Raw genomic sequence first — 23989 nt, 5'->3', positions numbered from 1 at the left:
TGATGTTATACAAAGAGCCAGCACCGATAAAGGACAGGGAGAACCCATTTGAGTCGATGATGTCGCGTTTCAACATTGCGGCAGAGATTCTGGGGTTGGATGAGGAAGTTTACAACGTTCTCAAAACTCCAACGCGTCAGGTGATCGTGAACGTGCCTGTCACGATGGACGATGGCAAAGTGCGTGTATTCGAAGGATACCGTGTGATTCACTCTACAATCCTGGGGCCGTCTAAAGGCGGTGTTCGCTTTGCACCGGACGTGTTCCTGGACGAGGTGAAGGCGCTGGCTGCCTGGATGACCTGGAAGTGCGCCGTGGTGGATATCCCTTACGGTGGTGCCAAAGGAGGCGTTATCTGCGACCCTTACTCCATGTCGGCTGGTGAGATGGAGCGTCTGACTAGAGCGTATACGCAGGCTTTGATTGATACCTTTGGCCCTGATCAGGACATACCTGCCCCAGACATGGGTACCGGTCCGCGTGAGATGGCCTGGCTGATGGACGAATACTCTAAAACAAAAGGCTCTACTGTGCATGCTGTAGTTACAGGCAAGCCGCTTGTGCTGGGTGGCTCACTGGGCCGCGTAGAGGCAACTGGTCGTGGTGTAATGGTATCGGCTATGGCTGCCATGGATAAACTGGGCATGGACCCGGCCAAATCTACGGCGGTGGTGCAAGGCTTTGGTAACGTAGGTGCCTGGGCTGCCAAACTGATGGCTGAGCGCGGTGTGAAGATACTGGGTGTGAGCGATGTAAGCGGTGCTTACTGGAACGACAACGGCATCGACATCGAAGAGGCTATCGAGTATAAGAACAACAACAACGGCCGCCTGGAAGGCTACAAAAACGCCGAGAAGATTAGCAACGACGAACTGCTGATCGCCAAGGTAGACGTGCTGGTGCCGGCCGCTGTGGAAGATGTGATCACGATCAAGAACGTGGACCAGATTCAGGCCCGCCTGATCGTGGAGGGTGCCAACGGACCTACTTCTTATAAAGCAGACAACATCATCAACGAAAAGGGCATCATGGTAGTGCCGGACATCCTGGCTAACTCAGGTGGTGTAACCGTATCTTACTTTGAGTGGGTGCAGAACCGCATGGGCTTTAAGTGGACGCTGGAGCGTGTAAACACCCGTGCTGAGCGTATCATGAACGAGTCATTTGAACGTGTGTATGCTGCCTCTCAGAAGTACAACGTGCCGATGCGTATTGCGGCTTACATCGTGGCAATCGACAAAGTAGCGATGACTTATAAGTACCGCGGCGGTTTCTAAGAGAAGATTTTTATTAAAATAAACGAAAGTTTATATATTTTTGAAGCAGATAATAGCCCATCTACGAAACTGGATGGGCTATTATAAGTTATATAAGACCTGTAGCATTTAGTTTTCACGGATGAAAATTCATAAGGAAGGAAGAAGGATTCTATTTTTTACATTGCTGATTTTGTTGGTGCTCAACCTGTTGCTCTACAATTTCAACGCCGACAACAATACCTTCAATAAGATTTTCTCCGGTGTTTCAGTTGTTCTGTTTCTGCTTATCCTGCAGTTTTTCCGCAGTCCTTACCGCAACCTGTTATTGCACGAAGATCTGATCGTAGCGCCTGCCGACGGCAAGGTGGTGGTGATCGAGGAGGTAGAGGAGACAGAGTATTTCAAAGACAAGCGCAAGCAAATCTCGATCTTCATGTCGCCAATCAACGTGCACATCACACGTAACCCGGTGTCAGGTATCGTGAGCTACTTCAAGTATCATCCGGGCAATTACTTTGTGGCCTGGCACCCGAAGTCGAGCACGCAGAATGAGCGTACGACGGTGGTAGTGGAGTCTACTGCTGGCCCAGAAGTACTGTTCCGCCAGATTGCCGGTGCCATGGCGCGCCGCATTGTGTGGTATGTGAACGAAGGCGATGAGGTAAGCCAGGGCGAGGAGTTCGGTTTCATCAAATTTGGTTCGCGTGTGGATATTTTTCTGCCACTGGACACAGAGGTGAAAGTGGAACTTGGTCAGAAGACCAAAGGCGGTCAAACTGTGATTGCTCAGCTCAAGACCGAAACTCCAACCTTCTTCGGATGAGATACTAAAGAATAAATATACCCTGCAAGAGGTATAAAAAAGCCGGCCCTGGGATACCCTGGGCCGGCTTTTTTACTTGTTAAGCTCACTGTAAAGAGCTTCAGATCAGTTGTTTTTGTTCCTGTGTAGCAAACAGGGCTGCCTTTGTAAGCAGCATCAGGAGACTGTATGTTGATCGCTGCACATTAACATTCTCTTTCGTATAGCGTTAGCAGATTAGAGCATAACTGTGCCGCCTGAGGCAACTATGAAACATATCTGCTACCTGTTACTGACACTGAGCCTGGCTTTGCTTTCGTCCTGTGAAGAGCTGTTTGAGTACCACCCGAACCAGATCATACTAAACGACGACGAGCGCGACCTCACCGCCCACAACCTGGCGCGACTACAAAACCAGCAACCCGGTGATACGCTGCACCTGCTTGTGATGGGCGACACCCAGCGCTTTTATGACGCCGCCAGCGCCTTTGTTGACGCCGCCAACACCTTCCCCCACATCGACTTCGTCATCCATCAGGGTGATATCTCTGACTTTGGCATGTCACAGGAGTTCCGGTGGGTGCACGACATCATGAAACGATTAAAGTGGCCATACCTGACCGTGATCGGCAACCACGACATGCTGGGCAACGGCCGCAAGGTATACCAGCAGATGTACGGTGACTTTAACTATGCCTTTGACTACGGGCATACCCGCTTTGTATTCATCGATACCAATAGCCTGGAGTATAACTATAATGGGAAAGTACCCGATATCGACTGGCTGAGTAAACAATTGGTTCACCAGGAAGGCGATAGTTGGGTGCAGGCCATCGCAGTGTCGCACATACCGCCTTATGACGATGACTTTGATACGGCTCTGGAAAGAGCTTTCCATAGAACACTGAAGGAGAGTGAACGGGTGCAGTTGAGTCTGCACGGCCATATCCATGGTTTCAGGGCCGATTTCCGCTACGATGAGGAGGTGCTATACCTGGCTACCTCCACGGTAAAGAAGCGTGAATTTACATACCTGAAGGTATGGGCAGGAGGGTATAGTTTTGATAGAATTGCTTACTGATATGGAGCGGGTTTTTATCACATATCTCGTTGCTCTGCTATTTCTGTTGAGTCCATATGAGGGACATGGGCAGGAACGCTCGTTTTCACCCTATCATGCAAAGGTGCAGTATGCAGGTAGCATCGGGCTTGTGTCGGCTGGTGTTGGACGGAGCTTCTTTCGTGAAAAGCTGGAGACAGATCTACTTATGGGCTATCTGCCAGAGCGAATTGGAGGAGATCGCATCTGGACGACCGCCCTGAAGACCACTTTTGTGCCTTTTAAGCCTGTGCCCGTAAGGTCGCTGGACTGGCAGCCGTTGCGCACCGGGTTTCAATTGAGCCATACCTTCGGCAAGGAGTATTTTATCTTTGAGCACCACGACAAGTATAGCCGAGGCTACTATGGTTTCCCGACGGCAGTGCACCTATACCTATACCTGGGTGGGCAGGTGGACTTCACTCGTGTAGAGAAACTGCAACGGTTTGGGCTGTACTACGAAGTGGGCAGCAGTGCCGAGTACCTGATTTCATATATCCAGAATCCGCGATACCTGGGGCCGGGCAAGATATTTAACCTGGCGCTAGGCATGCGGGTGAAGCTGTAATAGAGTAAACTTTTTGATGGAGCACCCTAAAAAAATGGCCTTACCCCGAAGCAGGAATAAGACCATTTTTTTAAGCGAAAGTAGAGCTTAATACCAGCTTTCTACGAGCTTCATCAGTTGCTCGAGGTACTTCTGGTCAACCTCGTCAAAATCGTCTAATTTGTCACTGTCCACGTCCAGCACCAGTTTCACCTCGCCATCTTTTATCACTGGTATCACGATCTCAGATTTAGAGTCGCTGCTGCAGGCAATGTGTCCTGGGAAGGCTTCTACGTCAGGCACCAGAATTGTCTCCTGGCGGGTGAAGCAGGCGCCACATACGCCTTTGTGATAAGGAATGCGGGTACAAGCCACCGGCCCTTGAAAGGGACCCAGCACCAGCTGGCCCTCTTTGTTGAAATACACGCCTACCCAAAAGAAGCCCATACCCTGGCGCAGGGCGGCCATCATGTTGGAAAGGTTAGCGATCAGGTCAGTTTCGCCGGTTACCAGTGCCTCGATCTGAGGCACCAGGGCTTTATATTTTTCTTCTTTCGTTAGATTCTGGTCTACTATAAGTGATTCAGCCATAATGGATAAAATATAGGTATAAGTACGCCATGGAGGGTAGCTATACCTGTAAGCGGTAAAGCACCCTAGCGCGGGGTTTATAAGTTAAGTTCTGATATACTATTTCGGTAATGCAACAGCCTGTCTGATCCAGCGGTCTGCACTTCGAGCAGATGACTGTGTACTATGCCCGGAGCTGGCGTGCCCTCACGCAGCACACAAGTCTGGCTCTTGAAACAGATCGCCTCGTCCCACAAGTTTTCCTTCAACAGACTTTTGAGCAGGTAAGTGCCGCCCTCCACGAGCAGAGACAACACTTGGCGCTGGTGTAGGTCCTGCATCAGCTGTGGCAGCAGCGGCTCGTTTTCGCGGAGCTGTACATAAGCTAGGTTCTCGTGCTGCTGTTCCCGCTGCTGGTAGGTATACACTATGGTTGGCAGGCTCTTGTCGAACAGGTGCAGGTGGCCGGGCAGCTGCAGTTTGCGGTCGATGACCACCCGCAGCGGACTGTGGCCAGGCCAAAAGCGGGTGTCGAGGCGTGGGTTGTCACCCGCTGCCGTATGGCTGCCCACCATGATCGCCTGCTCTTCGGAGCGCCACTTATGTACCAGCCTGCGCGACAACGGACCGCTGATCTGCACCTGCTGGTTGTTTGGTCCGCTGATAAACCCGTCTGCCGACTCTGCCCATTTCAGCAGGATGTAAGGCCGCTTTTGGGTATGGAACGTAAAGAAGCGCTTGTTCAGCTCCAAACCTTCGTTTTCCAGCAGGCCGACTTTCACCCGTGCGCCCACATCAAACAGCTTCTTGATGCCGCGCCCTGCCACTTTAGGGTTCGGGTCAGTATTGCAGATCACAACATCGCGTATGCCACTGCTAATCAGCAGATCGACGCAAGGAGGAGTTTTGCCAAAGTGCGAGCAAGGTTCCAGCGTTACGTATACCCGGCTTTTAGGTAACAGGCTTTTGTCCTGCACACTGGCGATGGCATTCACCTCTGCATGCGGACCACCAAACTTGCGGTGCCAGCCCTCGCCGATAATGCGCCCCTCATGCACCACCACACAGCCCACCATGGGATTTGGATAGGTATAGCCACTGCCCAGTCTGGCCAGTTCCAGCGCACGCCGCATGTAGAGTTCGTCAGTCACGTTCAGGAGCTTAGGAGTTAAAGGGTTTAAGATCAAGGAAAAACCAAATCAATAATAGAAAGCGAGTTGATTTTACACTTGTGACTTATACGCGATAAAACTTTACTTTTGCAAAGTTACCTAAAATCAAACAAAACCTATACCTGTGGCCACCATACAGCAAACAGCAAGACACATACGTGAAAGCATACAACATGCCTATCCCGAACCTGAGGCCGGTGCCATTGCACAACTGGTGCTGGAGCATGTGCTGCAGAAAAACCGTATGCAGCTCAGCCTGGGGCAGCAGGACCAAGTCAATGAAGAGCAGGAAATGCAGATAAAGCAGGCTGTGGAACGGCTGCAAAAGCAGGAGCCAGTACAGTATGTGCTTGGTATAGCCCACTTCTACGGCCTTGACCTCCAGGTAGATGAACGCGTGCTGATACCCCGCCCCGAAACAGAGGAATTGGTTGATTTAGTTGCGCGTGAGCATCAGGGGCGTAGTAATCTTCAAGTACTTGACATCTGCACAGGCAGTGGCTGTATACCTTTGGCACTGGCTGCCAATTTGCAGGTCCGCCAGGTATATGGGCTGGAACTATCAGAAGGCGCATTGAAGGTAGCCCGAGCGAATGCCCGCCAATTGAAATTGCCGGTTGCCTGGTTGCAGCAGGACGTATTTGAACCACTCCTGGGTATAGCATCTCATTCTTTAGATATCATTACCAGCAACCCGCCCTATGTCAAAGAGCAGGAGAAAGCTCTGATGCGCACCAATGTGCTGGAGTTCGAGCCCCATCTGGCTCTGTTTGTGCCTGATGAAGACCCGCTGAAGTATTATAGGCGCATTACCGAAATAGGGGCAGAGCTGCTCAAAACAGGCGGTCGGCTGTACTTTGAAATAAATGAACAGTATGGCGAAGAAGTACGGAATTTGCTGCTGCAGGCAGGTTTTACGCAGGCGCAGGTAATACAGGACCTTTTTGGCAAAGACAGGATCGTGAGAGGGGAGCTGTAAAGTCTTCTACGCATTAATAAAGCAGCGCTTAATCTGCCAGGGCCACGTCTTGTTTGCCTATACCAATATATACAGTTTAATATTATATTTTTGTGATACCTCCTGTTGCTTTGATGAAGTATACATAGCACCAGAAGATGCCTAGGAAGTGATTGCTGATCTGTTGGCGATCAACCAGAATATACAAGTTATTAACAGTAGCCCGTCATAAGCGGCTGCACAGCATGAAAGCTTTTTGCAAGCTTGAAAACAAATGATATGAAGAAAATATTAGTGACAGGTGGGGCGGGGTACATCGGCTCCCATACCGTGGTGGAACTGGTAGAGGCAGGTTACGAGCCCATTATCATCGACAATTTCTCAAATACCGAGGAGCGCTCCTTGCAAGGTATAGCCGATATACTGGGTCGCGAGATCACTTGCCACCGCATCGACTGTACGGATGGGGCAGCGCTGCGCAGTGTCTTTGAAAAGGAAACAGGTATAGCCGGCGTGATTCACTTTGCCGCTTACAAAGCTGTGGGCGAGTCGGTGGCTGAGCCGCTCAAGTACTACCACAACAATGTGGGATCACTGGTGGCTTTGCTGCAGGTGATGGAGGAGTTTAAAGTAAATAAACTGGTTTTCTCCTCATCCTGCACTGTATACGGTATACCTGATAAGCTGCCTGTAACGGAGCAAACACCGGTGCAGAAAGCCAATTCTCCTTACGGTAACACCAAGAAAATCTGTGAAGAGATCCTGGCTGATTTAGCCACCAGTGGCAGCGACGTGCATACGATCGCACTGCGCTACTTCAACCCAATCGGAGCGCACCCTTCGGCCAAAATAGGCGAACTGCCGCTTGGAGTTCCGAACAACCTGGTGCCATTCATTACTCAAACTGCAGCAGGTATACGCAAAGAGCTCACGATTTTCGGTAACGATTACGACACCCCAGATGGCACCTGCATCCGCGACTATGTGCATGTGGTGGATTTGGCGAAGGCACACGTTGTAGCCATTGACAGACTGCTGTCTGATAAGGCGGAGCATATCGAGTTCTTCAACGTGGGCACTGGCACTGGTAACACAGTGCTGGAGGCGGTGCAGGCTTTTGAGCAGGCTACTGGCGAAAAGCTTAACTACAAGATCGGTCCGCGCCGTCCGGGCGACGTGCCTAAAATATACGCCGACGTAACCAAGGCTACTGAGGAGTTAGGTTTTAAGACAACCACCACCTTGGAAGAAGCCATGAAGAGCGCCTGGGACTGGCAAATGCATTTACAGAATACAATAGAATAACCCTACATTATGAACATACTTATCACCGGCGGAGCCGGCTTCATCGGCTCGCACGTGGTGCGGCTTTTCGTGGAGTCCTACCCTGCTTACCGCATCTTCAACCTCGACGCGCTCACCTACGCGGGCAACCTGCAGAACCTGGTAGACATCGAAGGCAAGCCCAACTACACTTTCCTCAAGGGCGACATCACGGACGCGTCCTTTCTGGAGGGTATTTTTTCTGAGCACAGATTTGAGGCGGTGATTCACCTGGCGGCCGAGTCGCACGTGGACCGCTCGATCGCAGGGCCCATGGCCTTCGTCGAGACCAACGTGCTGGGCACGGTCAACCTTTTGGAGGCCTGCCGCAAAGCCTGGGTGGGGGACTACGCCGACAAACTGTTCTACCACGTCTCCACCGACGAGGTGTACGGCTCGCTGGGCGCCGAGGGCCTCTTCACCGAAAGTACGCCCTACGACCCGCGCTCGCCCTACTCGGCCTCCAAGGCCGCCTCGGACCACTTCGTCAGGGCCTGGCACCACACCTACGGTTTGCCCGTCAAGCTCAGTAACTGCTCCAACAACTACGGCCCCCACCACTTCCCCGAGAAGCTGATCCCGCTGGCCATCCACAACATTAAGGAGAACAGGCCGGTGCCCGTGTACGGCAGGGGCGAGAACGTGCGCGACTGGCTCTACGTGAAAGACCACGCCCGGGCCATCGACGCCATCTTCCACCACGGCCAGGTGGGGGAGACCTACAACGTGGGGGGCGTGAACGAGTGGCGCAACATTGATCTTGTAGAGTTGCTCTGCGACGTGATGGACGAGAGGCTGGGACGCGAGCAGGGCACGAGCCGGAAGCTGATCACCTTCGTCAGGGACCGCGCCGGCCACGACGCCCGCTATGCCATCGACTCCTCCAAGCTGATGGAGGAGCTGGGCTGGGAGCCCTCGGTGACCTTCGAGGAGGGTTTGAGAAAGACCGTGGACTGGTACCTGGAGAACACGCAGTGGCTGGAGGAGGTCACCTCGGGCCACTACCAGCAGTACTACGCCGAGCAGTACGGGGAGAGATAGAAAAAGGGAAGGAAAAGAACACGGATGAAAGTAAAAGATACATACCTGGGGGACTGCCTGCTGCTCGAGCCGGCGGTCTTCGCAGACGAGCGGGGCCACTTCTTCGAGAGCTTCAACGAAGAGCGGTTCAACGCATTAGTGGGAAAAGAGGTGCGCTTCGTGCAGGACAACCAGTCCTTCTCCACGCGCGGCGTGCTGCGGGGGCTGCACTTCCAGCGCGGGCAGCACGCCCAGGCAAAGCTGGTGCGGGTGCTCAAGGGGGAGGTGCTGGACGTGGCCGTGGACATCCGGCCCGACTCGCCGACATTCGGGCAGCACTTCTCGGTGGTGCTCAGCGCCGAAAACAAGCTGCAGCTCTTCATCCCGCGCGGCTTCGCCCACGGCTTCGTGGTGCTCAGCCAGGAGGCCGAGTTCTTCTACGAGTGCGACAACTACTACCACAAGGAGTCGGAGGGCAGCATCCACTACGCCGACCCCGAGCTCTCAATCGACTGGGGCCTGGAGGCGGCCGAGCTGATCGTCTCGGCCAAGGACCGCGAGAGCGGCAGCTTCGCCGCGTTCAGACAGGGCCTCTGAGGCTAGCTCGAGCGGCCATTGCGAAAGATTCTTTACCTTTGCCGGGGAGGCGCCTGCCGACAGGCGCGCCCGGGCATTAACCACAAACTGACCGAAGACAAATGAAAGGTATCATTCTGGCCGGGGGCTCCGGCACCCGCCTGCACCCCCTGACGCTGGCCGTGAGCAAGCAGCTCATGCCGGTGTATGACAAGCCCATGATCTACTACCCGCTCTCCACGCTGATGCTGGCCGGGATAAGGGAAATCCTGATCATCTCCACGCCGCACGACCTGCCCATGTTCGAGCGCCTGCTCGGCGACGGCTCGCAGATCGGCTGCCGCTTTGAGTACAGGGTGCAGGAGACGCCCAACGGGCTGGCCCAGGCCTTCGTGATCGGGGAGGAGTTCATCGGGGACGACAAAGTCGCTTTGGTGCTGGGGGACAACATCTTCTACGGCTCGGGCATGAGCAAACTGCTGCAGGCCAACGCCGACCCCGACGGGGGCGTGGTGTACGCCTACCACGTGCAGGACCCGGAGCGCTACGGGGTGGTCGAGTTCGACGAGCAGGGAAAGGCAGTCTCCATCGAGGAGAAGCCGAGTGAGCCCAAGTCGAGCTACGCCGTGCCGGGCCTCTACTTCTACGACAACGAGGTGGTTGAAATAGCCAGGAACCTGGAGCCCAGCGCCAGGGGCGAGTACGAGATCACGGACGTCAACCGCGAGTACCTCCGCAGGGGCAAGCTGAAGGTGGGCGTGCTCAACCGCGGCACGGCCTGGCTCGACACGGGCACGGTTGCCTCGCTGATGCAGGCGGCCACCTTCGTGCAGGTGATCGAGGAGCGGCAGGGCCTCAAGATCGGCTGCATCGAGGAGGTGGCCTGGCGCATGGGCTTCATCAACGACGAGCAGCTAAGAGCCGCCGCAGAGCCGCTCCGCAAAAGCGGTTACGGCGAGTACTTGCTCCGCATCATGAAAGAAAAGACATTTCGGTAGGTAGATACGAGGCCAAACCTAAGCCGTAAAGCTGCCTATGCTCATGCATGGGCAGCTTTTTATTTGAACAGGGCCTGAGATCGGGTATAGCGCGGCTAGAAAATAAAGCCTAAAGCAAAGCCCACCAGAATCAGGATCGGGGCAGGTATACGGGTGAAGAGGAGCAGGCAAAAGGTGGCCACTACGATGCCAAAGTTAAGGGGAGTATTATCGATGGGGCGATAGAGCATAACGGCTGCGGCTACCACCATGCCTGAACTTACGGCGCTTATACCTTCCAGCGATGCCCGTACGACCCTGTATTTTTTTAGATCGTCCCAGAAACGAATCACGAAGAAGATCAGGAAAGTGCCGGGCAGGAAAATGCCAACTGTGGCTACAAGTGAGCCTAGCAATTGACCCCACACACCGTGCTCACGCATAGCCAGATTGCCAATAAAAGAGCAGAAAGAGAAGACCGGTCCGGGAAGAGCTTGTACAATGGCAAACCCTGACAGAAACTCTTCAGCTGATAAGTATTCCTTAAAGTCAACAAACTCAGTGAACATGAGGGGGATCAGCACCTGTCCACCGCCAAACACCAGGCTCCCGTTTCGGTAGAAGTTCTCAAATAGCCTGATGGGGAGTGACGATGTAGCTCCACCCAACACAGCTGCCGTAATCAGCACGCCGACATAAAGTATAAAGTTAGCCCACTGAATGTGTAGTTTCTTGTCTTTTTCCTGCGGATGCTGGCGGAATCGAAGCGCCGTAATAGCTCCTCCAGCCAGCAGCAATAGCGGGTATACCCAGGGAGAGTGGAAGAAATAGGCCAGTATACCTGACACTACCATAATACCGATAGCCAGTTTGGTATTGACCACTTTAGTGCTGATCGCATAGGCTGCATAAGATACAAAGCCTACCGCCATGGGTTGTATGAAGCGCAGAAATTGGAGTGATATGTTGTGTTCCTGGAGGTAAGAAATACCTATGGCGGCTGCAGCCATAATGCTGGAGGCTGGCAGAAGCCATACTAGCAACGTCAGGTAGGCCAGATTGGGGCCACCAATGCGATAGCCTATAGCTGTCAGAGTTTGGGTAGAGGTAGGGCCAGGGAGGATCTGGCACAGAGCATTAAGTTCGATCAGCTCCTGCTCTGTCAGGTAGCGGCGCTTGTTCACCAGCAACCGAAACATCATAGCGACATGTGCCTGCGGACCGCCAAAGGCCGTCAGGGCGAGCAATAGTACGTCTTTCAGAAAGATGTAGTAGCGCAGACTCATGCCGTAGGTTCAAAAAAAGAGAGACAGTGCGGACACCATCTCTCTTCTTACTGGTTTCAGTTCAATTAAGCTTTCTTGAGCCCAAGCTCCACCAGGCGCTCGTTCAGGTATTCACCTGCAGTAGCATCAGGATAGGCTTTAGGGTTCTGCTCGTCTATGCAGCTCTCCAGGCAGGTCAGGTCCATTTCTGAACGCGGGTGCATGAAGAATGGAATAGAGTAGCGGGAAGTATGCATCAACTCACGCGGTGGGTTTACCACACGGTGGATAGTCGACTTCAGCTTGTTGTTAGTTAAGCGGGCAAGCATATCACCTACGTTTACTACCACCTGTTCCGGCAGAGCTGTGATTGGAATCCACTTACCGTCGCGGCGCAATACCTGCAGGCCGTCAGCACTCGCACCCATCAATAGCGTGATCAGGTTGATGTCACCGTGCTCAGCGGCGCGAACTGCGTCAGCCGGTACCTGGTCAGGGTTCTCGATCGGGAAGTAGTGGATCGGGCGCAGAATACTGTTACCGTACTTCACTTTTTCGTCGAAGTAAGTTTCTTCCAGACCCAGATGCAGAGCAATGGCGCGCAATACCTGCTTGCCAGCCGCTTCCAGCTTTCTGTAAGCTTCCAGCGTTACCTCCTCAAGTTCTGGGACTTCTGATGGCCAGATATTAGCCGGATATTCTGCCTTGATCGGGTCGCTGTCCGGAATACCGCTCAGCTCCTGGCCTACGTGATAGAATTCTTTCAGGTCGCCAGTATTAAAGCCTTTCGCTTTCTCTTTACCCTTGCCTACATAACCACGCTGGCCGGCAAGTTCAGGGTTTTCGTATTTTTGCTTTACCTCATCGGGCAAGGCAAAAAATTTCTTAACGGCTGCGTAGAGTCTTTCCGTCAGGTCATCGCTCAGGCCGTGGTTTTTCAGGGCGATAAAGCCAATGTTCTGATAAGCGTTTCCCAACTGCTGCACAAACCGCGCTCTGCGTCCTTCATCTCCCGATGTAAAATCAGCTAAGTCCAATGAAGGAACTTCATCAAACAAAATCTCGCTCATATAGTCTTTTTTGTATACTTTTACGTTAATATTACGTAGTGCGCAATATACAAATAAAATCAGTATATTGGCTATTTGCTAATTCAAACCCTCTTTCGATGAAAAAAACCTACTTACTCTTTGCTTCGGCCCTTATGCTGGCATTTGCTTCCTGCGATACGACACGCCAGATGCAGGATGACGAAACGCGTACCCCTGTGATGGCTACTACTACAGGGCCAACACCTACCGGAGCTGTTATGAGCAAGGGTGGATTGCGTGTATTCGCTTTCGACGATTCACAGAAATACCCGGAGTCACAGCTTCGCCTGAATACTCCTCCAGCTAACGGTGTAGTGCAGCCAGGACCGGTAGAGTTTTCATATGAACTATCTAACTTCCAGTTGACCCGTATGACGCCGCACTCCAATTCGGAGTTCATGGCCAACTCGCAGGAAGGACAGCATATCCACAACATCGTGGACAATGAGCCTTATACTGCGCATTACGAGACTACCTTCACAAAAGAGATGGAGGAAGGCGAGCACGTGGTTCTTTCATTCATATCGCGTTCTTACCATGAAAGCCTGAAGCACAGAGGTGCTTACGACCTGCGCATGGTGACAGTGGGCAGACCACAGCAGCGTATGGAGTTCGATATGAAGGGCCAGCACATGTTCTACAGCCGTCCGAAGGGTGAGTACGTAGGTGCCGATACCCGCCGTATCATGCTGGACTTCTACCTGATCAATACAGACCTTTCGACAACCGGCAATAAGGTTCGTGCTACCATCAACGGCAACGAATTCGTGCTGGACAAATGGATGCCACACATCATCGAAGGCTTGCCAATGGGAGAAACCACCATCAAACTGGAGCTGATCAACAACGCCGGTGCTGTTATACCTGGTCCTTACAACTCGGTAACCCGCACGATCACTTTGAAAGAAAGCTAGAATCTTCAGGAAAAGATAAAGAGAAAAAGCCCGCGATGATGGTCGCGGGCTTTTTTTTGGTATAGTTTTGGCTATATAGCTCAAAACTAATGTTTTGCTGAGCAGTGGATTGTGTACTGTCAGAAAACAAAACCCTGTAACCCCTTCTGATAACATGAGAAAACAACTACTTGCTGCCGTTGCGGCACTCGCCCTCTTCGCTTCCTGCAAAAAAGACGATCCCGTAGTCATTCCCACACCTGAGTTTACTATTCCGGAAGAGTTTTATACAGTATGGGAGGGTGTTGCCTTTAAGGATGTAAGCCAGGCTGATGCTTATAAATGGGATTTTGGAAATGGCGAGACATCTACTTCGCGTATACCTGATATGTTTAGCTATAAAAAGCCGGGGAGCTATACTGTAAAGCTTACAACATATACCAACGGCCAGGCCAAAACGGTAATAAAAGTGGTGAAAGTGGCGCAGCTATATGCCTATGAAGTGCAACTGCGCAGTTATCTTGAAAACTATGCCTTAGAGGGCGGTGACATATCTGCTCCTTCGGAAGGCAACCCTGATGTATACCTGCAGGTGTCCACTTATGAAAACAATGCAGAACAGGTTATATATAGAAGCGATACTAAGTACAACATTTCCAGAGATCAATTGCCCATGACCTTTGTAGTAGATCGGATACCCATTGGCGGTGAATTTTGGTCTTATAATTACCCATACTTTAATTTCTATGATCAAAATGAGAACAAGGCTGACAGGCTCATTGCACATAATTATGTAGGTGGGGGCAGCTCCAGGTTTCACCTTGACAAAGAAACTAAAGAAGGGTACTATACACACCAGCGTGGTACAGACGATTGGGGCTCGCATTTAGTGGTAAAGTTTAAAGCTGAACTCCCTTAAGAAAGTAAAAGGGCTACCCAGTTTATGGATAGCCCTTTTGCTTTTTAGAGTCAGGTATAATTTACTCCTTAGGCTTATTCTGCCCACCCTGGTTTGGGTTGGCAATGGAATTGCGCATGTCAGTATCGCTTTGGATGTTCTGCATCTTGTAGTAGTCCATGATGCCCAGATTGCCACTGCGGAAGGCCGCTGAGATAGCCTGCGGAATCTCTACTTCAGCTGCAATTACAGAAGCGCGGGCTTCCTGTGCCTTGGCCTTCATTTCCTGCTCTACGGCAACAGCCATGGCGCGACGCTCTTCTGCTTTGGCCTCAGCCACTTTCAGGTCGGCTCCCGCCTGGTCTATCTGCAGCTTTGCACCGATGTTCTCACCCACGTCGATGTCGGCAATATCAATCGAAAGAATTTCATAAGCGGTACCGGCATCCAGGCCTTTTTGGAGTACCAGTTTCGAGATGATATCCGGGTTTTCGAGTACGCTTTTGTGAGAGCTGGAGGAGCCAATAGACGTTACAATACCCTCGCCCACACGGGCCAGGATAGTTTCTTCACCGGCACCGCCCACTAATTGCATGATGTTGGCACGCACGGTTACACGGGCTTTGGCGATCAGTTGAATACCGTCCTGCGCTACAGCAGCCACATTTGGTGTATTAATCACTTTCGGATTTACGGAAGTCGTTACGGCCTCAAATACGTCACGACCTGCCAGGTCAATGGCAGTAGCCTGCTTGAAGGAAAGTGGGATATTGGCTTTGTCAGCTGAGATGAGGGCTTTGATTACATTCGGCACGTTGCCGCCTGCCAGGTAGTGGGTTTCAAGCTCGGTAGTAGTTACGTCTATACCTGCTTTGGTGGCGTTGATCATGGAGTTGACAATAAGGCTTGGCGGCACCTTACGGATACGCATGAACACCAGCTCCAGCAGACCTACCTTAACGCCCGAGAAAAGGGCCGTGATCCAAAGGCTGATCGGCACAAAGTAAAGAAAGATGAGCAGCAGGATGATGCCGCCCGCAATCAGGAATAAGACTGAAAAATTTTCCATTGATTTGTTTTAGGTAATTGCTTCTACTGTGATTTTATTCGCTACAATTTTGATGATACGCACGGGGGTATTGGGCGCCAGGAAAGCACCTGTTGTCTGCACTTCGTGGCGGCGCTCCTTGAAAATGGCCGTGCCCTGCGGACGCAGTGCCGAAACAGTTTTGCCTTCTTCTCCGACTTCGAGCAGGTGAGGACTTTCTTCGTTTACACGGCTCTTGATGCTGTCTTTGAGCGCAAACCGAGACCAGGCATCCGACCTGAAACTATAGAAAAGCGCCAGCCCGCCAGCCAGGACTGACCCTGCCAGCACAAGGTGCCCGGTTTCCGTACCCAGGGCGGCATAGCTGATCCAGATGCCCACGGCTACGAGTATAAAGCCCAGAATGCCGACAATGGTGACACCCGGCACGAAAATGAGCTCCACTACGATCAGGACAAGACCGATGCCGATCAGCAGCACTACTGTAAGCCAGTCTAAGAGCATAGTTTCGGAGTAGGTTTAGGTAAATATAGCGATTTTGCGATTCAATTACCCTGATCGCTTCATTTAATTTATACTGTGTGTAAAACAAAAAAGCCATCTCCCGCAGGAAATGGCTCTCTGTTTTATAAATTCTGGTTTAAGCTCAGGTATAGCTGATGCTAGTAAGCCTTTGCAAAGTATACACGCTGCTTCGATGGCTTGCCTGTGATCATGTCCACGCCGTCCTCCTCAGGCGTGTCGAGGGCAATGCAGCGAATAGTCGCCTTGGTTTCTTCTTTGATGCGCTCTTCTGTTTCCGGTGTTCCGTCCCAGTGAGCCAGCACAAAGCCACCCTTGGTATCCAGTACTTGTTTGAATTCCTCGTAACTGTCTACCTTCGTTGTGTTCTCCTCCCGGAATGTCAGTGCTCTGTTGTAGATGTTCTCCTGGATCTCATCAAGCAGGGCAGGGATATAAGTAGCCAGGCTGTCGAATTGCTGGGTGCTCTTCTCCTTGGTGTCGCGGCGGGCCACTTCGGCGGTGCCGTTCTCCAGGTCGCGGGCACCGATGGCCAGGCGAACCGGAACCCCTTTCAATTCCCACTCGGCAAACTTAAAGCCAGGGCGCTCCGTGTCGCGGTTGTCGAACTTCACGCTGATGCCTTTGGCTTCGAGCTCTTTCTTCAGTTGCAGCACTTTCTCGCTGATCTGGGCCAGTTGCTCCTCGCCTTTGTAAATAGGCACGATCACCACTTGGATAGGAGCCAGTTTTGGAGGCAGCACCAGGCCTTCGTCGTCGGAGTGGGCCATTACCAGCGCACCCATCAGACGGGTACTCACCCCCCACGAGGTACCCCATACGTGCTCCAGTCCGCCCTCTTTGGTCGCAAACTTCACATCAAATGCCTTCGCAAAGTTCTGGCCCAGGAAGTGAGACGTACCTGCTTGCAGCGCCTTGCCATCCTGCATCAAGCCTTCGATGCAATAGGTATCCAAAGCACCGGCGAAGCGCTCGTTAGGTGTTTTCACACCACGGATCACCGGCAGGGCAATGTATTGCTCAGCAAAAGTGGCGTATACTTCCAGCATTTGCTTTGTTTCGGCAATGGCCTCCTCAGCGGTAGCATGGGCCGTGTGGCCTTCCTGCCACAGGAACTCAGCCGTGCGCAGGAACAGGCGCGTACGCATTTCCCAGCGCACCACGTTAGCCCACTGGTTCACCAGGATAGGCAGGTCGCGGTAGCTTTGGATCCAGCCTTTGTAAGTGTTCCAGATCACAGCTTCCGAAGTTGGACGTACGATCAGTTCTTCTTCCAGTCGGGCATTCGGGTCAACGCGCAGCTTGCCTGGTTTATCAGGATCGGCTTGCAAACGGTAGTGCGTTACTACAGCACATTCCTTGGCAAAGCCTTCGGCGTTCTGCTCTTCGGCTTCAAACAAGCTCTTGGGTACAAACAGTGGGAAATAGGCGTTTTCATGGCCGGTGGCCTTAAACATGTCATCCAGCTGACGCTGCATTTTCTCCCAGATGGCGTAACCGTAAGGTTTGATCACCATGCAGCCACGCACAGCGGAATTCTCCGCTAAACCGGCCTTTTTCACCAGCTCGTTATACCACTGCGAATAGTCTTCGCTTCTTTTTGGCAGCCCTTTGCTCATTATTTGAAAAAATTTATCTTATATCCGTAATTGTTAATCTTTTTGGAATGAATATTGCTTTCCACATAGTGAAGATTTAATATCATTCTCGCTCAAAATTACGTTAATATATTATACTATTGATAAGGTTTTGCGCTATTGTGTTTATATCTTTGATATAGAAGCATTTTTAGACACAGAAGGCCATGAAAAAATTAAACATATACACCGCACTAGCCCCTGTGATTGCACTTTTCGCGGTTGGTTGCAGTAGCCCGGTAGCTATGCAGTCGACAGAGTATGATGATATGTACTACAGCTCATCAGATCGTACCGAGTATGTGCAGCCCCAGGCTCAGGCTTCCCAACAGCAGCAGTACGCTCCAGCTGAAGACAATCAGCAGGCCGCTACTGGTGATGTAACTCAAAATTATACCGCCGACGAGTACTATGACGGCCGTACCTATCGTCCGCAGGCAACCTGGAACACGCCTAACTATGCTTACGTGGATCCATACTGGACAACTGCTTACGTGCATCGTCGCGTAAGTCCATTCTACGACCCGTTCTTTTATGATCCATTCTACGATCCGTTCATGTATGACCCTTTCTTTCACAGAGGAGGCATGCGTGTGAACATTGGCTTGAGCATGGGCTGGGGATCCGGCTGGAACCGCTGGGGACATCCTTGGGGACGCCCTTATGGTATGTATGATCCATTCTGGGGCGGTGGATTTTGGCCACATAATAACTACTATGCCGGCTTCTATCACGGATATAACCGAGGCTTCTATGGCAGTAACCGCTATATCTATGACCGTCCGGGTGTTGTGCAACAGCGACAGGTGCAGTACGGTCCACGTGGTGAGCGTAGTGTAGTGCCAGCTTCAGGTAACCCGGAGCGAGTAGCCGGACGTCCGAACAGATCGGAGTCTGTAAGAGATGAACAGCGTTCTACGCAAGGTGTAGATTATGCACGACCAGGTAGAACAGAGCGTGCTACAGGCAACACAAACGTAAGAGGCCAGGAGATTAACGCAGGAGAGAATACAGGTCGTGCGTTGCCGTCCAGACCGGCTACTACAAACCGTGGTTATGACCCGCAGAGCGGTCAGGTAAGACCATCGCGCCAGCAGCCGGAAGGCCAGCAGCCAGTGCAGCGACTCAATCAGTCAAGAGAAGAATACGTGTCGCCGTCTGTGCAGCCACGAGAGCGCCAGCAGCGTATACAGCAGCCTACGCAGCGCCAGGAAAGAATCCAGCAGCCTGTGCAGCGTCAGCAGATTCAGCGCCAGCCGGTACAGCGTTCTCAGCCAAGCTATCAGCGCAGCCAGCCAGTACAGCGTTCGCAGCCAAGTTACCAGCGTAGCCAGCCGGTGCAGCGCTCGCAGCCAAGCTACTCACCACCAACCAGAAGTTCCGGTACATCTAGTCCTCCGGTACGAACTAACTCCAGCGGCGGTGGCCGTGGAAATAGAGGAGGAAACTAATCACAAACCACTGATCCATGAAAATAACTAAGATTGTTTCCGCCAGCCTGGCACTTATGCTGGGCTGGGGCGGAACCGCTTTTGCCCAAGACGAGGTAGACGCATTGCGCTACACCCGTTACGGACTCACAGGCTCCGCACGTATTCAAGGTATAGGCGGAGCGCAAACGGCACTCGGTGCAGACGTTTCCACCATGGCATCTAACCCAGCAGGCCTGGGCATGTTCAGACGTTCTGAGTTTAGCATCACGCCAGGCCTTGGCTTCTCTACATCAACAGGCCGTGTGGGAGGGATATCTACTAACGACGAACGTAACAATGTTGCTGTGCCTCACATTGGTTTTGTGTTCGCTGACCGTCAAAGTGACGAGAATAGCGACTGGCGCGGTGCTACATTTGGCATAAGCTTCAGCAGGCTCAATAATTTCAATAACAGAACCTCATACCGCAACACAGCCGGCGGGCAAGATCCAACTATTGTCGAATACTTTACAGAACTGGCAAACCTGCGTGGCCGCACACAAACAGACCTGGACAACGAGTTCAATAATGGTTATACGTCTATGGAGGGACTGGCTTATGGTACCTTCCTGTTTGACTTTGACGAAGACGGCTTTGCTATACCTACTGATCGGATAGGAAATGTCAACCAATCAGAGGAGATTATCCGAAGGGGTTCTCAGAATCAGATCGACATAGCTGGTGGTACCAGCTATCGCGACAAAATGTACCTGGGAGCGTCGCTTGGTGTGATTACGTCAGACTTCAGGCAGGAGCGCATCTTTAGAGAGACAGAAGAAGATGCCAGTACCGATTTTACCAGCCTGGAGCTGCGTGATGAGTACAGAACACGTGGCACAGGCGTTAACCTGAAACTGGGTATCATCGTTCGGCCGTCTGATGTCATCCGACTGGGAGCGTCCATCCAAACGCCGACCCTGTATAACTTCAACGAAACATACCAGCGCTCTATGTATTCCCAGTTTTTGCCGGGTGAAAACTATAGTGCCGTGGAGTTGCCAGGTGAGTTCTCCTATAAGCTGACAACGCCTTTCCGTGCATCGGGTGGTGTGGCCTTCTTCATTCAGAAGTACGGTTTCATAGCCGCAGACATTGAATACGTGGACTATGCAAATGCCCGTTTTTCTGAAAGCGATGATTTTGGAGGCAACAGCACATATTTCAATAGTGTGAATGACCGTATTTCGGGCACATATCAGTCGGCCCTCAACTTCAGGCTGGGAGCGGAGGCGCGTTACGAGGTGTTCCGCTTCAGAGCAGGTTATGCCATCACGGGTGACCCTTACCGCAATGCCGATTTTGATGGCAAGATAAACACCTTCACCTTGGGCACAGGTATACGTCTGAACAGATATTATGCTGATGTTGCCTTTACAAGCTCGACGGCCAATAGCCTGTACAGCCCATACAACTTCAACGATCCTTCTGTATTCGTGCCAGTAGTAGACATTGAGGATAAGCTGAACACCGTGATGCTGACCTTCGGGTATAACTTCTAAAGATTTTTTTCCTGTTTTCAGAAAGGCGGCAGATTCCGAAAGGGATGCCGCTTTTTTGTGTCTATACCTGTGTGCGGTATGGTTTTGGCGGTAAGGTATGGCAATACCATATTATTCTGATAAATTAGCAAGGCTAAACTATAACTAACCCTAAACACATGCATATCAACCTCAAAACTAATTTTCTGGCTGTCGTGCTTTTGTGCTTCGCTTTTGTAGCGCAGGCGCAGCAGAAAAAAGAAGTCACGCTGGAGGATATCTACCGCAATGGCACATTCTCGGCCAAGTCGGTGTACGGCGTGAACTGGATGAACGACGGCCGCTACTACAGCTCGCAGGTAGCGGACGAGAAGAACGGCGTAAACGACATTGTGCGCTACGACGTGACGACAGGTCAGCCGGTGAACACCATCATCGAAGGCGAAGACCTGAAGCCGGAAGGCAGTGACAAGCCAATTAAGTTTGATGGCTATACCTTCAGCTCAGACGAGAAAAAGGTTTTGTTCGCTACTGAAAGAGAGCAGATCTACCGTCGATCTTCAAAGGCTGATTTTTATGTGTATGACATCGCCACCAAGAAACTGACCAAACTGAGCAATGGCGGCAAGCAGCTGTACGCTACTTTCTCGCCGGATGCGAAGCGTGTCGCTTTTGCGCGTGAGGGCAATATGTTCTTCGTGGACCTGAGCAACATGCAGGAGAAGCAGATTACCAACACCGGCAAGTTCAACTCGATCATAAACGGGTACGCTGACTGGGTATACGAGGAGGAGTTCTCGTTTGCGCAGGGCTTCCACTGGTCACCAGACGGCTCTAAGATCGCTTTCTATACCTTCGATGAGACCAACGTACCGGAGTTTAACATGCAGATGTGGGGCGAGCTATACCCACAGGACTACAAGTTCAAGTATCCGAAAGCCGGTGAGGCCAACTCTATTGTAACCGTTTCGGTGTACAATGTGGGCAATGGCCAGACTGTGAAAATGGACACAGGCAACGAGGCAGACATCTACATCCCGCGCATCAAATGGACGAATGACAGCAACCTGCTTTCTATCCAGAAGATGAACCGTTTGCAGAACACATTGGAATTGCTGCACGCCAACGCGACAACCGGTAAAGCCAGCGTGGTGCTGAAGGAGACAGACAAAGCCTATATCGACATCACTGACGACCTGACTTACCTGAAAGATGGCAAGCACTTCATTCACTCTTCTGAGAAAGACGGCTTCAACCACTTGTACCTGCACAACATGAATGGCAAACTGGTGCGCCAAATCACGAAAGGTAACTGGGAAGTGAGCAACTACATCGGTTACGACGAGAAGAACGACCGCCTGTATTACATATCTACGGAAGTGTCACCGCTGGAGCGCCATCTGTACAGCATCAACAGCAAAGGCAGCAAGAAAAACCGCCTTACTGAGAAAGCCGGTACGCACCGCGTGAACATGAGCAACGACTTCAAATACTTCCTGGATTACCATTCTGCTGCCAACGAAGCACCTACCGTAAGCCTGCATTCAGCCAAAGACGGCAAGCTGATCAAGGTACTGGAAGATAATCAGAAACTGAAGAGCACACTGGCCCAGTATGATATCGCCAAGCAGGAGTTCTTTACCATGAAAACCCCGGACGGCACACAGCTGAATGGCTGGATGATCAAACCAACTGATTTCGATCCGAAGAAAAAGTACCCAGTGCTGATGTTTGTGTACGGTGGCCCGGGTTCGCAGACAGTAACCAACAGCTGGGGCGGTGCCAACTACCTGTGGTACCAGGTGCTGGCCAACAAAGGTGCTATTGTGGTAAGTGTAGACAACCGTGGTACTGGCGCCCGTGGTGCTGATTTTAAGAAAGTGACTTATGCGAACCTCGGCAAGTATGAGATTGAAGACCAGATAGAAGCAGCCAAGTGGCTGGGCAACCAGCCGTACGTAGACAAAGACCGCATCGGTATCTGGGGTCACAGCTACGGTGGATACATGACACTGCTTGGCCTGACCAAAGGCAATGGCGTGTTCCGTGCCGGCATCTCAGTAGCTCCGGTGACCAACTGGCGCTTCTACGACACTATCTACACAGAACGTTACCTGAAAACGCCGCAGGAAAATGCTGCTGGCTATGACGATAACTCGCCGTTATTCTTTGCTGATAAACTGCAAGGTGAGCTATTGCTGATTCACGGTACTGGTGACGACAACGTGCACTTCCAGAACGCGGTGGCTATGCAGGACGCCCTGATCAGCGCCAACAAGCAGTTCGAAAGTTTCTACTATCCGAACCGTAACCACGGCGTGGGTGGCGGCATCACAAGCCTGCACCGCTTCAAAATGATGACCGACTTCCTGGAGCGCAACCTGATCAACCCGACTACAGAGCAAAACCAGTAAGGTATAACATGTTGCTATACCTGGAGCGAAGCCCGAAAATTGTAATTTATACCTGAGCAACAAGGCTCGCCAGCAATGGCGAGCCTTGTTGCTTTTATGGCCTAGCTGTTTTTCCGTTGCAGGGCATTGAGGTGCAGGTATAGCCGCTGCTTTTCTGTGTCAGGTATAGTAAACTGGTTTACTTGAGTGTGTAGTTGTGCCCGTTCCTTCTCGGTAAGCGGGGTATGGCCGTGCAACTTCTCCAGCACCGTTTTGATGAAAGAGGCTAGCTGGTCGGCCTGGCCTGTGAAGTGGTTGAGCAGGTTAAGCAAGTCCCGCACAAAGGCATTGCAGCTGTGGTCAGGGTAACGCACCTTATGGTCTATTTCGCTCCAGCCTTCCTCGAAAAGCGTGCGCAGCTGTATCTCTGCAAAGTAGCGCTGCCGTTTAGGCTGGGTGCTCACTACAAAGTGCACCGCCCGGTAGCCGTGGTCGTGCAGACGGATGTTTACACCGGCTTTTTCAAACTCTTGAATGATAGTTGTAGCTGTGCCAGGAGATATATAGGCGAAAGGGGGGCGCTTCAGTTCCCAGGTGGCTTGTATGTGTTTTCCCAGAGCATGCCAGGCAGTCTTGTGTAGGTATAGCACCCGCACCCCTGCCAGGTCATTGATCCAGTCCACGTAATTATGCTCGTCAATGTGGCGGTCGGGATACTCTGATTTCTTGCGGATCACCTTGCGCAACAGATGCAGGGGGTCCTTTACCCGATAGCGCACAGCATGTACTTCGGGTAGGTGCTGCAGGCTTTGGGCTGTCTGCGCTGCAATCTCCAGTAACTCCGCCTTGCGCCGCAGAAAGTCATGGTAAATGCCCACCAGCGTCTGCGGTGCTATACCTTGCGTACGCCATTCTGACTCACCCAGGCCAAGCGAGTTGAGTAAACTGGAAGCAGATTGTCCGGAACTTGTGTTTTTATTCAAGTCTCT

General features: G+C 51.8%; 22 protein-coding genes. 14 read left to right on the top strand and 8 right to left on the bottom strand.

What is annotated here, in order from left to right:
- Nucleotides 1–2: 2 nt before the first annotated feature.
- The 4 genes from BW972_RS04340 (at nucleotide 3) to BW972_RS04325 (ending at nucleotide 3728) form a co-directional block, all read left to right on the top strand.
- Nucleotides 3–1277 (top strand): Glu/Leu/Phe/Val family dehydrogenase, encoded by a 1275-nt coding sequence (locus BW972_RS04340; protein ID WP_040574626.1) that lies wholly within the window; start codon nucleotides 3–5, stop codon nucleotides 1275–1277.
- A 121-nt stretch (nucleotides 1278–1398) separates the two neighbouring features.
- Nucleotides 1399–2082, top strand: a complete 684-nt coding sequence (locus BW972_RS04335) for a phosphatidylserine decarboxylase family protein (RefSeq protein WP_007654230.1) — start codon at nucleotides 1399–1401, stop codon at nucleotides 2080–2082.
- A gap of 247 nt (nucleotides 2083–2329) precedes the next feature.
- Nucleotides 2330–3142 carry a metallophosphoesterase family protein gene (locus BW972_RS04330; protein ID WP_007654227.1) on the top strand — a complete coding sequence of 271 codons (813 nt, stop codon included), beginning with the start codon at nucleotides 2330–2332 and terminating at the stop codon, nucleotides 3140–3142.
- Between the two features lies 1 nt (nucleotide 3143).
- Nucleotides 3144–3728 carry a hypothetical protein gene (locus BW972_RS04325; protein ID WP_076421259.1) on the top strand — a complete coding sequence of 195 codons (585 nt, stop codon included), beginning with the start codon at nucleotides 3144–3146 and terminating at the stop codon, nucleotides 3726–3728.
- A gap of 87 nt (nucleotides 3729–3815) precedes the next feature.
- Here BW972_RS04325 and BW972_RS04320 read toward each other — a convergent pair whose 3' ends face one another.
- Together BW972_RS04320 and ribD are read right to left on the bottom strand one after the other, a co-directional pair.
- Nucleotides 3816–4298, bottom strand: coding sequence for a GAF domain-containing protein (locus BW972_RS04320; RefSeq protein ID WP_076421258.1), 483 nt, complete (start codon nucleotides 4296–4298; stop codon nucleotides 3816–3818).
- A gap of 77 nt (nucleotides 4299–4375) precedes the next feature.
- Complete coding sequence (ribD, locus tag BW972_RS04315) at nucleotides 4376–5428, bottom strand: bifunctional diaminohydroxyphosphoribosylaminopyrimidine deaminase/5-amino-6-(5-phosphoribosylamino)uracil reductase RibD (protein ID WP_076421257.1); 1053 nt, start codon at nucleotides 5426–5428, stop codon at nucleotides 4376–4378.
- 145 nt (nucleotides 5429–5573) lie between these two features.
- Here ribD and prmC point away from each other — a divergent pair, with 145 nt between their 5' ends.
- The 5 genes from prmC (at nucleotide 5574) to rfbA (ending at nucleotide 10324) form a co-directional block, all read left to right on the top strand.
- A complete protein-coding gene (gene prmC / locus BW972_RS04310; RefSeq protein WP_083674068.1) occupies nucleotides 5574–6428 on the top strand; it encodes a peptide chain release factor N(5)-glutamine methyltransferase in 855 nt (284 codons plus the stop codon).
- 258 nt (nucleotides 6429–6686) lie between these two features.
- Nucleotides 6687–7712, top strand: coding sequence for a UDP-glucose 4-epimerase GalE (gene galE / locus BW972_RS04305; protein WP_007654210.1), 1026 nt, complete (start codon nucleotides 6687–6689; stop codon nucleotides 7710–7712).
- A 9-nt stretch (nucleotides 7713–7721) separates the two neighbouring features.
- Complete coding sequence (rfbB, locus tag BW972_RS04300; RefSeq protein ID WP_076421256.1) at nucleotides 7722–8771, top strand: dTDP-glucose 4,6-dehydratase; 1050 nt, start codon at nucleotides 7722–7724, stop codon at nucleotides 8769–8771.
- A 24-nt stretch (nucleotides 8772–8795) separates the two neighbouring features.
- Complete coding sequence (gene rfbC / locus BW972_RS04295; RefSeq protein WP_076421255.1) at nucleotides 8796–9347, top strand: dTDP-4-dehydrorhamnose 3,5-epimerase; 552 nt, start codon at nucleotides 8796–8798, stop codon at nucleotides 9345–9347.
- Between the two features lie 101 nt (nucleotides 9348–9448).
- Entirely contained in the window at nucleotides 9449–10324 is an 876-nt protein-coding gene (gene rfbA / locus BW972_RS04290; protein WP_007654203.1) for a glucose-1-phosphate thymidylyltransferase RfbA, read from the top strand.
- A 95-nt stretch (nucleotides 10325–10419) separates the two neighbouring features.
- Here the strand turns inward: rfbA and chrA are convergent, their stop codons facing one another.
- Both chrA and BW972_RS04280 read right to left on the bottom strand, forming a co-directional pair.
- Nucleotides 10420–11589: a chromate efflux transporter gene (chrA, locus tag BW972_RS04285; protein ID WP_076421254.1), complete on the bottom strand. Its 1170-nt coding sequence runs from the start codon at nucleotides 11587–11589 to the stop codon at nucleotides 10420–10422.
- Between the two features lie 65 nt (nucleotides 11590–11654).
- The gene (locus BW972_RS04280; protein WP_007654196.1) at nucleotides 11655–12638 is read right to left on the bottom strand and encodes an isopenicillin N synthase family dioxygenase; all 984 of its coding nucleotides are present in this window, start codon (nucleotides 12636–12638) and stop codon (nucleotides 11655–11657) included.
- Between the two features lie 98 nt (nucleotides 12639–12736).
- Here BW972_RS04280 and BW972_RS04275 point away from each other — a divergent pair, with 98 nt between their 5' ends.
- Nucleotides 12737–13573: a hypothetical protein gene (locus BW972_RS04275; protein ID WP_007654195.1), complete on the top strand. Its 837-nt coding sequence runs from the start codon at nucleotides 12737–12739 to the stop codon at nucleotides 13571–13573.
- A 154-nt stretch (nucleotides 13574–13727) separates the two neighbouring features.
- Entirely contained in the window at nucleotides 13728–14471 is a 744-nt protein-coding gene (locus BW972_RS20125; RefSeq protein WP_007654194.1) for a PKD domain-containing protein, read from the top strand.
- A gap of 61 nt (nucleotides 14472–14532) precedes the next feature.
- Here BW972_RS20125 and floA read toward each other — a convergent pair whose 3' ends face one another.
- From floA to proS, 3 genes are all read right to left on the bottom strand, one after another.
- Nucleotides 14533–15519 carry a flotillin-like protein FloA gene (gene floA / locus BW972_RS04265; protein WP_007654193.1) on the bottom strand — a complete coding sequence of 329 codons (987 nt, stop codon included), beginning with the start codon at nucleotides 15517–15519 and terminating at the stop codon, nucleotides 14533–14535.
- Between the two features lie 9 nt (nucleotides 15520–15528).
- A complete protein-coding gene (locus tag BW972_RS04260) occupies nucleotides 15529–16002 on the bottom strand; it encodes an NfeD family protein (RefSeq protein ID WP_076421253.1) in 474 nt (157 codons plus the stop codon).
- 158 nt (nucleotides 16003–16160) lie between these two features.
- Complete coding sequence (proS, locus tag BW972_RS04255; protein ID WP_007654189.1) at nucleotides 16161–17639, bottom strand: proline--tRNA ligase; 1479 nt, start codon at nucleotides 17637–17639, stop codon at nucleotides 16161–16163.
- Nucleotides 17640–17824: 185 nt separating this feature from the next.
- On the opposite strand from proS, the gene BW972_RS04250 reads away from it, so the two are divergent.
- From BW972_RS04250 to BW972_RS04240, 3 genes are all read left to right on the top strand, one after another.
- A complete protein-coding gene (locus BW972_RS04250; RefSeq protein ID WP_076421252.1) occupies nucleotides 17825–19108 on the top strand; it encodes a hypothetical protein in 1284 nt (427 codons plus the stop codon).
- Between the two features lie 17 nt (nucleotides 19109–19125).
- On the top strand, nucleotides 19126–20628 hold the full coding sequence (locus tag BW972_RS04245) for an OmpP1/FadL family transporter (protein WP_076421251.1): 1503 nt from the start codon (nucleotides 19126–19128) through the stop codon (nucleotides 20626–20628).
- Between the two features lie 158 nt (nucleotides 20629–20786).
- The gene (locus tag BW972_RS04240) at nucleotides 20787–23021 is read left to right on the top strand and encodes a S9 family peptidase (RefSeq protein ID WP_076421250.1); all 2235 of its coding nucleotides are present in this window, start codon (nucleotides 20787–20789) and stop codon (nucleotides 23019–23021) included.
- A 101-nt stretch (nucleotides 23022–23122) separates the two neighbouring features.
- On the opposite strand, the gene BW972_RS04235 is transcribed toward BW972_RS04240, so the two are convergent.
- A complete protein-coding gene (locus BW972_RS04235; RefSeq protein WP_076421249.1) occupies nucleotides 23123–23983 on the bottom strand; it encodes a RelA/SpoT domain-containing protein in 861 nt (286 codons plus the stop codon).
- Nucleotides 23984–23989 lie beyond the last annotated feature (6 nt).

This window comes from Pontibacter lucknowensis, from assembly GCF_900156415.1.
Lineage (GTDB): Bacteria > Bacteroidota > Bacteroidia > Cytophagales > Hymenobacteraceae > Pontibacter > Pontibacter lucknowensis.
This window is presented reverse-complemented; position numbering and strand designations above follow the sequence as displayed.